At 59.2% G+C, this 13,880-nt stretch carries 11 protein-coding genes; 4 read left to right on the top strand and 7 right to left on the bottom strand.

Annotation, left to right across the window (positions count from 1 at the left end; translation table 11 throughout):
- Positions 1–2: 2 nt before the first annotated feature.
- A complete protein-coding gene (locus ACXYMP_RS14030; protein ID WP_458907060.1) occupies positions 3–914 on the bottom strand; it encodes a pirin family protein in 912 nt (303 codons plus the stop codon).
- A 177-nt stretch (positions 915–1,091) separates the two neighbouring features.
- On the opposite strand from ACXYMP_RS14030, the gene ACXYMP_RS14035 reads away from it, so the two are divergent.
- The gene (locus ACXYMP_RS14035) at positions 1,092–2,285 is read left to right on the top strand and encodes an exonuclease/endonuclease/phosphatase family protein (protein ID WP_458907062.1); all 1,194 of its coding nucleotides are present in this window, start codon (positions 1,092–1,094) and stop codon (positions 2,283–2,285) included.
- Here ACXYMP_RS14035 and ACXYMP_RS14040 read toward each other — a convergent pair.
- The 3 genes from ACXYMP_RS14040 to ACXYMP_RS14050 all read right to left on the bottom strand — a co-directional run bounded on the left by ACXYMP_RS14040 (position 2,275) and on the right by ACXYMP_RS14050 (position 5,304).
- Positions 2,275–2,925, bottom strand: coding sequence for a TadE/TadG family type IV pilus assembly protein (locus ACXYMP_RS14040; RefSeq protein ID WP_298566578.1), 651 nt, complete (start codon positions 2,923–2,925; stop codon positions 2,275–2,277). The two genes, ACXYMP_RS14035 and ACXYMP_RS14040, sit on opposite strands and share 11 nt — an antisense overlap.
- 12 nt (positions 2,926–2,937) lie before the next feature.
- Complete coding sequence (locus ACXYMP_RS14045; RefSeq protein WP_298566577.1) at positions 2,938–3,477, bottom strand: TadE/TadG family type IV pilus assembly protein; 540 nt, start codon at positions 3,475–3,477, stop codon at positions 2,938–2,940.
- Between the two features lie 84 nt (positions 3,478–3,561).
- A complete protein-coding gene (locus ACXYMP_RS14050; RefSeq protein ID WP_458907065.1) occupies positions 3,562–5,304 on the bottom strand; it encodes a TadE/TadG family type IV pilus assembly protein in 1,743 nt (580 codons plus the stop codon).
- Positions 5,305–5,622: 318 nt separating this feature from the next.
- Between ACXYMP_RS14050 and ACXYMP_RS14055 the strand changes: the two genes are divergently transcribed.
- On the top strand, positions 5,623–7,053 hold the full coding sequence (locus ACXYMP_RS14055; RefSeq protein ID WP_298566575.1) for a Glu/Leu/Phe/Val family dehydrogenase: 1,431 nt from the start codon (positions 5,623–5,625) through the stop codon (positions 7,051–7,053).
- Positions 7,054–7,113: 60 nt separating this feature from the next.
- Here ACXYMP_RS14055 and ACXYMP_RS14060 read toward each other — a convergent pair whose 3' ends face one another.
- Together ACXYMP_RS14060 and ACXYMP_RS14065 are read right to left on the bottom strand one after the other, a co-directional pair.
- Positions 7,114–8,535, bottom strand: coding sequence for an N-acetylmuramoyl-L-alanine amidase (locus ACXYMP_RS14060; protein WP_458907067.1), 1,422 nt, complete (start codon positions 8,533–8,535; stop codon positions 7,114–7,116).
- A 92-nt stretch (positions 8,536–8,627) separates the two neighbouring features.
- A complete protein-coding gene (locus ACXYMP_RS14065) occupies positions 8,628–9,533 on the bottom strand; it encodes a DsbA family protein (RefSeq protein WP_458907069.1) in 906 nt (301 codons plus the stop codon).
- 60 nt (positions 9,534–9,593) lie between these two features.
- On the opposite strand from ACXYMP_RS14065, the gene ACXYMP_RS14070 reads away from it, so the two are divergent.
- A complete protein-coding gene (locus tag ACXYMP_RS14070) occupies positions 9,594–10,748 on the top strand; it encodes a pyridoxal phosphate-dependent aminotransferase (protein ID WP_458907071.1) in 1,155 nt (384 codons plus the stop codon).
- A gap of 323 nt (positions 10,749–11,071) precedes the next feature.
- Complete coding sequence (locus ACXYMP_RS14075; RefSeq protein WP_298566570.1) at positions 11,072–13,327, top strand: Hint domain-containing protein; 2,256 nt, start codon at positions 11,072–11,074, stop codon at positions 13,325–13,327.
- A gap of 74 nt (positions 13,328–13,401) precedes the next feature.
- On the opposite strand, the gene ACXYMP_RS14080 is transcribed toward ACXYMP_RS14075, so the two are convergent.
- On the bottom strand, positions 13,402–13,872 hold the full coding sequence (locus ACXYMP_RS14080) for a c-type cytochrome (RefSeq protein WP_298566569.1): 471 nt from the start codon (positions 13,870–13,872) through the stop codon (positions 13,402–13,404).
- Positions 13,873–13,880 lie beyond the last annotated feature (8 nt).

Raw genomic sequence — 13,880 nt, forward strand, 5'->3', positions numbered from 1 at the left:
GTTTAGTGTGCGGGCTGGATGAACGTGCCGTTGCGCAGATCGGCCATCGCCTGCCGCAACTCGTCCTTCGTGTTCATCACGATGGGTCCATGCCACGCGACGGGTTCGCGGATCGGGGCGCCTGCGACCAGCAAAAAGCGCACGCCTTCGGGACCAGCCTGCACGCGCACATCGTCACCTGCGCCAAAACGGACGACAGTGCGGTTGCCGGACAGGTCGCGGATGTTGACCTCCTGCCCCATCACCTCTTTTTCCAGCAACACACCTTGCGGTGCGGCGGCATCGGTGAAGGCACCCGCGCCTTCGAACACATAGGCGAAGGCCTGACGGCGCGTGTCCACGGGGAAGGTCTTGGTCACGCCAGCTGGCACGCTGATATCCAGATACAGCGGGTCTGCCGCGATCCCGTCAACGGGACCGGACTTGCCCCAGAAATCACCGACAATGACGCGGACTTTGGTGCCGTCATCTTCCTCGATCACCGGAATCTCGACCGATGGCACGTCCTGATAGTTCGGCGCGGTCATCTTCAGATCGCGCGGCAGGTTGGCCCAAAGCTGGAACCCATGCATCTGACCGCGCGCGTTCGCGTGGGGCATTTCCTGATGCATGATCCCCGAGCCTGCGGTCATCCACTGGATATCGCCCGCACCAAGACGGCCCGCATTGCCAAGGCTGTCCTCATGCTCAACCTCACCGGCCAGAACATAGGTGATGGTTTCAATGCCGCGGTGCGGGTGCCACGGAAATCCCTTCTCAGAGAGACGCGGATCGTCGTTGCGGAAGTCGTCGAACAGCAGGAACGGGTCATAGGCCTCGGGCTCGTGGAAGCCAAAGGCGCGGTGCAGATGAACCCCTGCGCCTTCCAAGGTGGGTTGGGCGTGCGAGGCGGACAGAACGGGACGAATGGACATGTGATCCCCTTTCAGTAGGTGATGTGGCGTTGAGCATCATCTAGGCGCGCGCTGCAGGCTCTACAATTGCGCGCAGCTTAACAGTCGCTGCGCATTATTGCACAATTCGCTTGTGGGGAAGCGCGCGCGCCGCTTTCGTGTTATACTTGCAGAATTCTTTTATGGATTGAGGCACCTATGGCCCAGCAATTTACCGACGCCGAATGGCAACAGATCGAAACGCATCTGGACCAATCCCTGGGCGTGAACCCTCAGGCCTATGGCCTGCCGGAACGCCGCGACGGGTCGGTCATCCTGATGTCATGGAACATCCGCAAGTTTGGCGCGGTGGCAGATCGGGACGGCCTCAAGAAAAGCGCAGGCGCGACGCGGATGATCGAACGGATCGCGGCCCAGGCCGACCTGTTGTCGATCCAGGAGCAGCAAGACGACACCGGCGCGTTGGAGGCGCTGGTCGCCGCGCTGAGCCCCGATTATGGCGTCATTTACAGCGACGTGACGGGCCGCAGTCCCGGCTACAAGGGCATGTCGGAACGGTTTGCGTTCCTTTACCGCCATGATCGCGTGCGATTGGGTCACTTGGCCTCGGACCTGTCCTATGATCGCACCGCGATTGCCGCCAACATGAACGAGGCGCTGAAAGCGTCCTTCGATACCAGCGTGCCGGGGCAGGATGACCCCGGCTACCTAGCGCAATTGATGAATTGGGTGCAGAACACCACCCGCCTCATGGGGTCGCAGTTTTCCAAGTTCGTGCAGTTTATCCGCAGCCCCTATCTGGTGGAATTCCTGATTGACGGGCCTGACGGGCAGTATGAGGTCTATGCCGTCAACGCGCACCTTGTTTCGGGGAAAAAGAACGAACGGGAGCAGGAGTTTTTCGCCTTGTTGGAGTGGTTGCTACATGACAGTCGCAAAACCGTCAGCAAGCGCGGCAAGATCATCATGATCACGGGCGATCTGAACCTTGATTTTGACAGCTCGAATGCAGACCGGCGGGTGGGGATTGAGAACTACGTCACCGGGATCAACGCGAAACGGCGGTTGGATGCCAAGGTGAACTTCCCGTTCCTAGATGGTAATTTCAACACCAACGCGCGGCGCACCCAGACCTATGACCATATCGCGTGGCTGGCCGATGACACGCGCCTGCCGCGTGGGCGGCACAACGATCTGGCGGGCACGCTTGGCGCGGACCAGTTCGACTATGGCATGTTCGATTTTACCCAGCTGTTCATGGATGCAGGCCCCGGCCTGTTGCCGAGCGGCACACCGGATTACGACCGGTTCGCCCATGACCTGTCAGACCACATGCCGATCTGGGTCAGATTGCCACTGCCCGCAGACGGGCAGCACAGGTTCACGACGTAGGCACGGGGCAGTCGGCCGGCTCTTTCTTCCAGCACAGCGTTTCTGCCTCACGCGGGCTGGTGACGATAACGTCATAGAAATCACGAGGGTAGATGCCTGTCCACGCGCCCCAGAACGGTGGCACGTATTTCGCCACGGTTTCGACCACGATCAGGTTTTCACCCTGATACATCATTGGAATAACTGGCCCAAGTTGCAGGCGCATCTGGTCACGCGTCAACGGGGACACCCCGTCGCCAAGGCTGACCTTGGAATTCACCCGGCCCAGTTTGCGGGTCTCTTCGTTCGTGCAGTTGCGATTGCACTTTACGACCGTCACGCGCACCCAGCTGGCTTCGCTGGTTTGGGTCATGTATTGAAACATCTCGTCCAGACCTTCAAGCGTGGCCCGGTCGTAGCTTGGAAAGCGCGACAGAAAATCGGACACCGCGTAGTTCGCTTTCAAGGCCTGACTTTGACGGCGGTAGGCGTCGTAATAGGCAAAGGTTGCCTGAAGGCCAAACAGGATCACCGGAAGAATGATGACGCTTTCGACGGTCACCGTGCCCGTTTCTGCCCGCGCAAAGTCACGGACGCGTTGGCCGATCCGGCGGCCAAAGGCCGTCATGGCGGTCAGGGAAGAGGTCATAGGGTCAGACATCTGTTCACTTCCTCATGGCTCGTTCACATAGGACGACACGGCCGCAATTGCCACGCCACCAGACGGATCACGCGGCAGCCCCATCACGAAGGGGGTGGTGCTGAAGAACGGGTCTTTCACAACACAGACACGCACCAGCATAAGATCGCCACCACCACCGGTCGAATATTCGGTCAACGGCTTGATTTCCTCGGCGCGGTCCACACACGGGATGGCACCGGTCGGGAAGGTCCAGCCCGCCTGATCTATGCGGCGCAGATCGACCGAAATCTCGTCCATGCAATTGTAAAACAGCAGCGTTTCGTCACAGATGTTCTGCTTGAATTCTTCCAGCGTCGTCGGACGCCCGTTGCCTAGACGCAGACCGCGGATGTTCAGGTCCAGCGCGCGCTCTAACATTACCGACCGCATGCCGTAAAAGCTCAGCTCGAACGAGGTCAGAAAGATCGTCATGAACAACGGAAACCAGAGCACGAACTCGATTGTCGAACTGCCTTCCGAGGCACGCAACCAGCGCTGCAATCTCTTATATGCCTGTTTCATCGGTTTCATTCCAATTGCCTTCGCTGGGTCGGGTGGCTCAGCGTTCCCCCAAACGCCGCGTTTCACCAACTCAGCCCGGTTTGCCCAGACGGATCAGTTGACCAGTCTAAGCTTGTTGATGTCCTCTGCGATCTTCGAAAAGACCTGTGACAGGTTCACGCTGTTGTCACCCTGGGTGATCTTGTAGTGCAGGCGTTCGCCACCTTTGACAGACGCACATTTCTGCATCGCATCGGTTGCGGTGTCCGGGGTCTCCATCTCGATCGTATAGATCGTCATGCCGGAGTCCTTGGCCGCCTTGCACTGATCCAAGAGGCGTTGGTCGATGTCCTTAGTGCCGTCACCATCGCTGTCATCAGAGTTCGAGATCTTCCGGCCCGGCGCGCCCAGCCAGTCGAACCGCTGCAAGAACCCCCAGGTGTATTTCTTCGCCCAGAATTCTTCGTAGGTCAGCTGCTCGGTAATGCTGTTTTCAGGCGTCCGATAGGGCGTGCATTTGTTGCCATTTCTGGACGGGAAGCAATCATTTGCGCCTTGGAAGCCGTAGGGCTTGGGCCGCCAGACAGTCTCACCGGTGCTCGGATAGAACCACTGATAGCTGTCAGAGCTTTCGCGGTAGACAGACATGATATCGCGGTCGTTATAGGTGTTCAGCCAGAACGGCGATAGACCGGTGCGGAACCCATCAAACAAGTGGTGATGGTTGGTGTTCTGACCATCTGTCATCAGCACCAGAAATTTCGACGAGGCGGTTGTGGCCGGGTTGAACGGGCGCCCGGCGAAGTCGCCATGCACGACTTGATCGGCAATCAGGCTTGTCACGACAGGTTGCGCCTTATGGTGCAAAAGCGCCGTGCCCCATTTCATGCCGATATCAATCGCGGTGTCACCCGAAGCGTTAAGCGCGTTGATCTTCGTTTCCATATCGGTGGGCGAATCTTCAAACGCGACCACCTCGCGCCAGCTGTCGGTGTGGCACGACAGATAAGCGTCGCCGTTGTTGTTCTTGTAGTTGCCACCATAGCGCAGAAACTTGGCAGACTGGTCAATCGCCACATCGGGATCAACGGCCGTCTCTTTGAAGTCTGCATCTTCGAACGTCGCACAATAGGCGATGTTCTGGGAATCGTTGCGGGTAAATTTGCTCAGCACAGTCGACCCGACATTCACCTGCGTCGAATACGGCACGAGCGAGATCGAAGTCTTGCGCTTCGTCAACGTGCACTCGGTGGCTTTGGTTGGATCATTCGGGTTGCACAGCAGCAGGTTGGAAAACTCTTTCGCCGCTTTGCGAAGCTCGTAAATCTTGGTTTTACCAGTCGTCGCCAGTTTGTCCATTGACCCGGACACGTCCACTACCAGCGACACCTCGGTCAATTGGTTGATCTTTGCCGCACCGCCACTTGCAGGGGCTGTCAGGTAATGCACACCAACGGCTTTCAGGAACGGCGTGCTCACATTCATATGGGCTCTGCCGGTGACCCGTGTGCCGTCTGCACCAACCTCGACCGTTACGTCTTCGGCCTTGATGAAGTTCCCCAGACCGGATCGTGCGAAATAGTCCAGCACGACACCTTTACGGTCACTTTCCTGATCGGGATGGGCAGCAGCCAGAAGCGCGCGGTCCATCGTGGCTTGAATGCGCGTGCGATTCAGCTCGGTGCGCATCAGATCGATCGACAGGCCCGACACAATCAGCATGGCGACAAACAGCAGCAGGGCAAAGTTGAACATTGCCCCCTCTTCGTCACGCGTGAATGCGCCAACGCGCCCCGACCGGTCCGCCTGACCCAAATCGACACGCAATCCTTTCAACAGGCTTTTCAAATGAGCCATATCGAACTCCCTTCCCGCACATCAGTGCGGTACCAATTAACAGCCACCACCACTTTTAAGACTTCGTGAAATAACCTGAAGCCTATGGCGAAATTAAGGCATTCTTAAGTGAATTGCGAGCACGAGATGCACGATCACCTTCATTGTGCCGTCATGGGCAACAATAGCGGTGTATTTAGGCACTAAACCCTCAACCGTTTCCAAAACCAAGCAGAATTCTGGGGTGGTATGTTTATGAAATGGGCCTACGCTGGGGTTGGAAACGCCGCTGAATAACGATTCTGCGGCACTGCAGAAAAGAAAAAGTCGAGGTAAAAAATGGCCCAGACGAACGAACCAAGCTTCCGTGAATCCGTCGATTTGATGTTTAACAGGGCGGTCGCCCTGATGGACCTTCCACCTGGGCTTGAAGAAAAGATTCGCGTCTGTAATGCCACCTATACCGTGCGGTTCGGGGTGCGTCTGCGCGGCGAAATTCGCACCTTCACCGGCTATCGCTCGGTCCACTCGGAACATATGGAGCCGGTCAAGGGCGGCATTCGCTTTGCGATGGGCGTCAACCAGGATGAGGTCGAGGCGCTGGCCGCCCTGATGACCTATAAATGCGCCTTGGTCGAAACGCCGTTTGGCGGGTCAAAGGGTGGTCTCAGGATCGACCCGCGCCAGTATGAGGAACACGAGCTGGAACTGATCACCCGCCGGTTCGCCTATGAACTGGCCAAGCGCGACCTGATCAATCCGTCGCAAAACGTCCCTGCCCCCGATATGGGCACGGGCGAACGTGAAATGGCATGGATCGCCGACCAATACGCCCGGATGAACACCACCGACATCAACGCGCGCGCCTGTGTCACGGGCAAGCCGACACATGCAGGCGGCATCAATGGACGGGTCGAGGCCACGGGCCGCGGTGTGCAATATGGACTGCGTGAATTCTTCCGCCACCCCGAGGATGTCAAGAAGGCACGCTTGTCGGGCAAGCTTGAGGGCAAGCGCGTGATTGTCCAAGGTTTGGGCAATGTGGGCTATCACGCCGCCAAGTTCCTGTCCGAACAAGACGGGGCGAAGATCGTCGGAATCATCGAACGCGACGGGGCGCTGACCGACCCCAAGGGGCTTGATGTTGAAGCGGTTCATCACTGGATCTCCTTACACGGGGGCGTCAAGGGATTTGCTGATGCCACCTATGTCAAAGACGGGGCATCGGTTCTGGAAGAAGAATGCGATATCCTGATCCCTGCCGCCCTTGAGGGCGTGATCAATCTGACCAATGCTGACCGGATCAAGGCACCTTTGATTATCGAAGCGGCGAACGGACCCGTCACTTCAGGCGCAGATAAAGTCTTGCGCGAAAAGAAAACGGTCATCATTCCAGACCTTTACGCGAATGCGGGCGGTGTGACGGTCAGCTATTTCGAGTGGGTCAAGAACCTGAGCCACATCCGGTTCGGTCGCATGCAGCGCCGTCAGGAAGAGGCGCGCCACCAGTTGGTGGTGGACGAGCTTGAACGGTTGGACCGCTATCTGGGCGACGCCTGGTCGATGACACCGCAATTCAAAGAACAATATCTGCGCGGCGCGGACGAGCTGGAACTGGTGCGATCAGGCCTGGATGACACAATGCGCACCGCCTATCAGGACATGCGCGAGGTCTGGCACGAACGCGATGACGTGGATGACCTGCGTATGGCGGCCTATATCGTCGCCATCCGGCGCGTGGCTGCCAGCTATCGCGCGAAGGGTCTGTAAAGCTTGCGCCCACCTTGTTTCATCATGAGGTGGGCGCGCTAAGTCATTGGTAAAATGGACCTACTGGCGCAAACGCTCGGCCTTTGCCGCGTCTTGCAACGACCAGTATTGCAGCGCGTCCCGTATCCCTTCAGCCGCCTTTTGACGCCATGCCGCATCTTGCAAAAGCTTGCGGTCGCGCGGCGAGGACAGAAATCCAAGTTCAATCAGCGCCGACGGGATGTCGGGCGCTTTCAAAACCGAAAACCCCGCCTTAAGGCGCGGTGACTTGTAGCTGGACCCGGTGGCGGAGTAGATCCCTTCGACCAGGCTGTCCGCCAGCGCCTCGGATCGGGGTGTCGTTTCGGTGCGGGCCAGATCCATCAGAACCAACGCCACTTCGTCATCCTGTCGGGACAGATCAACCCCGGCCAACAGATCCTCGCGATCATGGCGTTCAGCCAAGGCTTGCGACGCGATATCCGAGGCCTCGTCTGACAAGGTATAAACCGTTGCCCCGGTGGCCCGCCCCTGCGCCAGCGCATCGGCATGCAGGGACAGAAACACATCCGCCCCGGCGCGCCGTGCGATCGTGACGCGTTCCTCCAAGGGCACAAACACGTCCCGTTCGCGGGTCAGAACCACTTTGAAGCCGCCCGCGCGCAACAGGGCCTCCTTCAGCTCCAGCGCGAAGGTCAGCATCAGATCCGCCTCTACCGCACCTTCGCGTTCTGCGCCCGGATCAATTCCGCCATGGCCCGGATCCAGCACCACGACCACATCCCCAAACCCTGTTTGACGCGTTTTGGGCGACGGCATCGGGCGCGGCGCGGCCTGTGTGAAAACGGCGCTGGCAGGGGCGCCTGCAGCGTCTGCAAACGCCGCTGCTGTCGACTGCGCCAACGCAAGGTGGATCGTTGCGTCGCTGTCCGGAGTTGCCTCCATCCATGCGCGCTCTACGATCATCGGGTGCGCCAAGGTCAGCACAAGGCGCGTCCAGCCGGGCCGATATAGCCCCGCGCGGATGTCCGAAAAATGATCCGACGCCGCCATCAGGGCCGCAATGTCCAACCCGTCCCAGGCCAGTTCCGAGACGTCCACGACCACCCGCTGTGGGTCGTCCAGCGTGAAGACCCGCCACGGCACCGTCCGCGTCATGGCGATGTCGATCCTGACGCCGCGCCACCGGTCTTGAACGGAGACGCCGTCGCCAGTCAACCGGGCAAGACCGCTAAGCCCTTGGGGTGGTGCGGGAACTTCCGCAGAACTGGCTGAAGACGACGGGCTAGCGGGCGGCGGCGTAGCACCCGGAGCGACCGTGTCGCCGGCGGCCTCAACCGCCGCATCCTCAGCAACAATGCGCGCAGGTTTGGGCTGCGGGATGGGCGAGGTTACTGGGGCTGCATTGTCCTGCTGCGCAAAGGCGGGCGGCACACAAATGCCGCCCAAAGCCGCGACAAGCCCTATGGCCCGCAGGGCTGCGCCAGCTTTAAGCCTGATCATGGATGACATGCTGCTTTGACTCTGCCTGAATTCTTGACGTGCACGAACCTTAGCAAGCCCGTCCTTCAAGGTCAGCCACCAATCCGCATCCTTCACCCTTCGTTGCGCTTGGCTGCAATGATCGCTTCCATCTGCTCCAGCGGCATGTAGCCGCGCGCCATGTCGTCATGCATCACAAAGGCAGGTGTGCCAGTGATCTGAAGTCGTTGGCCCAAAGCGCGGTTTTCTGCCAGAACGGCCTCGACCTCGAGGGCGTCCATGCGTGCAGCGATGGCCGCGCCGTCCAGGTCCAACCCATCTGCAAGCTTGATCAACGATTGCGCGCTGATATTGCCGCGCACGGTGATCAGGGCCTCATGCAGCTTTTCATAGGCCTCTTCCCCGAACAGTTGTTGTCCGGCGATGGCGAAGCGCGACGACAGAACACTGGCTTCGGTCAGGATCGGGTATTCCTTCAAAATCAGACGGATGTTGGGATCTTTCTCTAGAAGCTCCTGCACCACGTCATAGGATTTGCGGCAATACCCACATTGGTAATCCACGAATTCGACAATCGTGATGTCACCATCGGGGTTGCCCGATACATGCGAAAAACCGTCGCTGAACAGGGCGTCTGCATTCACCCGAACCAGATCCTTGTCAAGCGCGCCCTGCGCAGCCGCCTGACGTTCCTCAAGAACGCCGATGGCCTCCATCAGAACTTCGGGATTGTCCATCAGATAGGCGCGCACCTCGTCCCGAAATGCGTTGCGGTTGTCGTCGGACAGGTTGGTCATATCATGCGCCATCGTCGGCAGCGCCGTGCAGAGGGTCAAGGCGGCTGTCAGGGCAAGGCCAGTGGTCTTCTTCATCACGTCTTTCCGTTCCTGTTCACATGCCCCGTGCAGGGCCACGTTGTTCATATCAGACCTCTGCGCGAGGTCAGCGCACATTTGCGCGATCACCAGAGCGTTTACGCCATTTGCAGGGCGCATCCAACTGCCAATTCGACGCGCCATCCGCCATTGACTTCATGCGCGCCCGGATGCACCTAGACCTCAACAGCCAGCGAGGGACCGATGAAAAAATCAAGCCGAGGTGTCGTTGATCCATTCATCGTGATGGATGTGATGGAAGCCGCGCGCGCCGCCGAGGCCGCCGGGCGCCACATCATCCACATGGAGGTCGGCCAACCCTCGACCCCCGCCCCGGCCAAGGCGCGCAATACACTGGCCCAAACGATGGACCGCGACGCGCTAGGCTACACCGTGGCCCTGGGCCTGCCCGCCCTTCGGGAAGGCATCGCAAACCTTTACAAAGATTGGTATAACCTCGATCTGGACCCGGCGCGCGTGGTGGTCACGCCGGGCAGTTCAGGCGCCTTTATTCTGGCCTTCACCGCGCTGTTTGATGCGGGCGACAAAGTCGGGTTGGGCGAGCCGGGATATCCATCTTACCGGCAGATCCTGAAAGCCCTGAACCTGACACCGGTCGGCATTCCGACCCGCCCGGAGCATCGACTGCAACCCGTGCCGTCCGAGATCCCCGGCGACCTGGCGGGCCTGATCACCGCCTCGCCCGCGAACCCCTCCGGCACCATGCTGGACCATGCCGCGCTTGAGGCGCTGATCGGCACCTGCCATGATCAGGGCACCAGCTTTATCGCAGACGAGATCTATCACGGTCTGCAATATGAGGACCGCGCCGTGTCCGCACTGGAGGTGTCGGATGACATCTATGTGATCAACAGCTTCTCAAAATACTTTTCGATGACCGGGTGGCGCGTGGGCTGGATGGTGGTTCCCGAAGACCACATCCGGCTAGTCGAACGTCTGGCCCAGAACATGTTTATCTGCCCACCTCATGCCAGCCAGATTGCCGCCCTTGCCGCGCTGGACGCCCGCGACGAGCTGGATGCAAATCTGGCCACCTATGCCGCCAATCGTCAGTTGATGATCGAGGGGTTGCCAAAGGCCGGGTTTGACAAATTCGCCCCGCCTGATGGCGCGTTCTATATCTACGCTGATGTCAGCGACCTGACCGATGACAGCCGTGCCCTTGCGGCCGAAATTCTGGACAAGGCCGGTGTCGCGGTCACGCCCGGCATGGATTTCGATCCTGTGCGCGGGCACCAGACGTTGCGGTTTTCCTATGCGCGGTCGACCGAAGACATCCAGGAAGGGCTTGCGCGACTGGCTGCGTTCCTGCAGACACACCCACGCAAAGCGCGCTGAACCTGCCGCGGCGATTCAAAACCCCGCTGTTACGCCAATATGGGGAATGCGTGCCGCTCCGCAGATCTCGGATTTTCTTTGATTGGTAGACAATCCTCCGGATTTCACTCGTTTGGCGCGCACCCTCCCCATAAATAGTGATGAGACTGCTTATAATTTGCTGAAATTTGGCAGATTCTGGCCCGTTGGGTCTTTTTTCGGTCATGGTTTCCTGCAATTAAACCAATGTTCAGGCACGCGCTCTATTTTGAGCCGCAGGACATAGACAGACACCGCCGTCCGAAGGTTCGGGCGTGTAACCAGTAAGAAGAGAGCAGAATTAGATGCCGACCCATACCCTTAAGTTTTACGACCTCGATCCTTCAGGCGTCATTCCAACCGGGACCGGGTCCACCTTCGTCTGGTCCGGGCCGACCACCGCCACTGGGACGGCAACAATCACTGACAACGAAAGCGGCATTCAAGGCCAAACGCTGGACGATGACAGCGATGGCGGTGAAAGCGCGTTCGGCAATGCGACGATTGGCGCGGACACATCCTCTGGCGTCAACATGGATGCGGAACTGGTCTGGACCGTGCGCGACACGGTCACCGGAGAGGAATTCGAAGTCGTCCAGCTGCAGGTCGAAGGCGGCGATGCCAGCGGCTATTACACCATGTCTGAAACGCCCTTCATCGCGGGGCGCAGCTATGAAATCGTCGACTATGACAGCAACCCGGATGTCACGGCAGGTGACCCCGCCTTCACCTACTCCGACCAGGTCGATGGCATTCTGACCGGCACAAGCGGTGATGACGTGATCGACGGCACATTCGTCGACGAAGACGGTGAAGTTGTCGATGGCAACGACAGCGTAAGCACTGGTGGCAATGACGATGTGATCTATGGCTACGGCGGCAACGACACAATCTCGTCCGGTGCAGCCAATGACACGATCGAAGGCGGCGCAGGCAATGACACGATTGATGGTGGCACTGGCGACGACGTCATCTATGGCGATGACAAACCCGCCACCGCGACCGAAGAGGTGCTGGACTGGAGCGCACAAGGCGGCGACGGCACCAACCTGAGCGCCGGCTTCACCCAGAACACCGGCGAGATGGACGTCTCGGTCAGTTTTTCCAGCGATGGCACGAACAGCCCGGAATACCGGGTCGAGACAAGCGACACAATTTATGTCGGGTCCGGTGAAGACTTCGACGACAATTCAAGCCTTTACCTTTTTGGCGATGGTGACAGCACGACTTCGACCACCACGATCGACTTTGCAGCCGCGACCGGCAGCACGTCGCTGGATGATGTGGAAAACGTGTCCTTCCGCATCAATGACGTGGACTGGGGTTCGGGCAACCACACCGATGTGGTGACCGTCAACGCGATCGACGCCAACGGAAACCCGGTCACCGTCACGCTGACACCGGGCGGTGGCGACACCGTTTCGGGCAACACGGTCACAGCCAACAACGTATCGGAAAGCCAATCTGATCTGGGCGGATCGGTGCTGGTCGAAATCGCCGGCCCTGTCAGCGAGATCGAGATCATCTATGGCAACGCCCAATCCGGCACCCAGGCGGTCTGGGTTTCGGACGTGCATTTCGACACCATCCCCGACACCTCGATTGGTGGCAATGACACGATCGATGGTGGCGATGGCGACGACATTATCTATGGTCAGGGTGGCAACGATACGCTGACCGGTGGGTCCGGGTCCGACACGCTGGACGGTGGCGATGGCGATGACACGCTGAATGTCGGCGCGGGTGACACGGTGTCTGGTGGCACCGGCTCGGACACGATCAACCTTGATCCGACAGATGGGCTGGATGGATCTGGGTCGACGATCACCATCGACGGTGGCGAAGATGATGATGATGGCGACACGGATACGCTTTATCTGAACCACCTGGTCGATGACTGGGATGATGTGGTCTTTGATCCCGGCAATTCAGAGAACGGGACGGCCACGCTGTCCGACGGCACCACGCTGACCTTCACCAACATCGAAAACGTCATCATCTGCTTTACGACCGACACAATGATCATGACCGATCACGGCGAACGCCCGATCCAGGATCTGCGTCCCGGCGACATGGTCGTGACACGCGATCACGGGGTGCAACCGATCCGCTGGGTTGGCCAAAAAACCACGCAAGGTCAGGGTGATCTGGCCCCGGTGCGCATTGGCAAGGGGCTGTTCGGCAACGACCGGTCGTTGTTGGTGTCGCCGCAACACCGGATGGTTTACGAAGGCCACAACGCCACGTTGTTGTTCGCTGAGCGCGAAGTCATGATCCCTGCCAAGCACCTGATCAACGGCAGCGATGTGGTGATCGAACCGCAGGCCGAGATTACCTATTTCCACATGTTGTTCGATCAACACGAGGTTGTCTTTGCCAATGGCGCGGCAACGGAAAGCTTCCATCCGGGTCATGAGGGGCTGGGGGCGATCGACGCCGCCGCCCGTGAAGAGCTGTTTACACTCTTCCCCGAGCTTCGTTCCGATCCGCGCCACTATGGTGATACGGCCCGCATGGTTCTGCGTGCCTACGAAGCCCGCGCCTTGCCGCGCGTCGCCTGATTACGGCGACTGACCAAACGAAATGCGGGCGCCCTTGATGGCGCCCGTTTTCATTTTTACGGCTCGGTCAGGGATCACTCTATCCCATTTGCCCGTTGCACCGCGCGAATGAACGCAACGACATCCGCAACCTCAGCGCGGGAAATGCCTTCGACCGGTGCCATATCTCCAAACCGCCAGTGATGGGCACGGACCCCAAGCTCCGCCGCCCGGAAAAAGGCCGCGTCGCCGTGGTGCGAGGGTTCATAAATCTTGTGGATCAATGGCGGCCCTGCCCCGTCGATACCGCCAGCCGTTTCGCCGTGGCAGGATGCACATTTGGCAAGAAACACCGTCTGTCCGAGGCGTTGAGCGTCTTCAAGCGCGGGCATATTCACCGCAACCAGTTGAGCGCCCGAGGCAGCCGCAGGGGGCATTGCGCCATCCGCCGACCCCGCCGCGCCACTGTCATCACGCCCTGAAAGGCGCGACAGGCTTAGCCCGGCCATGGCAAGCGCCACCACGGCGACACCTGCAAACGCAGTCTTTCGGTTTGATCGAATCATGATGTCTC

The sequence above is a fragment of the Aliiroseovarius sp. CAU 1755 genome, assembly GCF_054482655.1.

Bases quoted from the DNA above. Each gene is read 5' to 3' on its own strand.
- ACXYMP_RS14030 (WP_458907060.1), bottom strand. From the start codon at position 914: ATGTCCATTCGTCCCGTTCTGTCCGCCTCGCACGCCCAACCCACCTTG.
- ACXYMP_RS14035 (WP_458907062.1), top strand. From the start codon at position 1,092: ATGGCCCAGCAATTTACCGACGCCGAATGGCAACAGATCGAAACGCAT.
- ACXYMP_RS14040 (WP_298566578.1), bottom strand. From the start codon at position 2,925: ATGTCTGACCCTATGACCTCTTCCCTGACCGCCATGACGGCCTTTGGC.
- ACXYMP_RS14045 (WP_298566577.1), bottom strand. From the start codon at position 3,477: ATGAAACCGATGAAACAGGCATATAAGAGATTGCAGCGCTGGTTGCGT.
- ACXYMP_RS14050 (WP_458907065.1), bottom strand. From the start codon at position 5,304: ATGGCTCATTTGAAAAGCCTGTTGAAAGGATTGCGTGTCGATTTGGGT.
- ACXYMP_RS14055 (WP_298566575.1), top strand. From the start codon at position 5,623: ATGGCCCAGACGAACGAACCAAGCTTCCGTGAATCCGTCGATTTGATG.
- ACXYMP_RS14060 (WP_458907067.1), bottom strand. From the start codon at position 8,535: ATGATCAGGCTTAAAGCTGGCGCAGCCCTGCGGGCCATAGGGCTTGTC.
- ACXYMP_RS14065 (WP_458907069.1), bottom strand. From the start codon at position 9,533: ATGGCGCGTCGAATTGGCAGTTGGATGCGCCCTGCAAATGGCGTAAAC.
- ACXYMP_RS14070 (WP_458907071.1), top strand. From the start codon at position 9,594: ATGAAAAAATCAAGCCGAGGTGTCGTTGATCCATTCATCGTGATGGAT.
- ACXYMP_RS14075 (WP_298566570.1), top strand. From the start codon at position 11,072: ATGCCGACCCATACCCTTAAGTTTTACGACCTCGATCCTTCAGGCGTC.
- ACXYMP_RS14080 (WP_298566569.1), bottom strand. From the start codon at position 13,872: ATGATTCGATCAAACCGAAAGACTGCGTTTGCAGGTGTCGCCGTGGTG.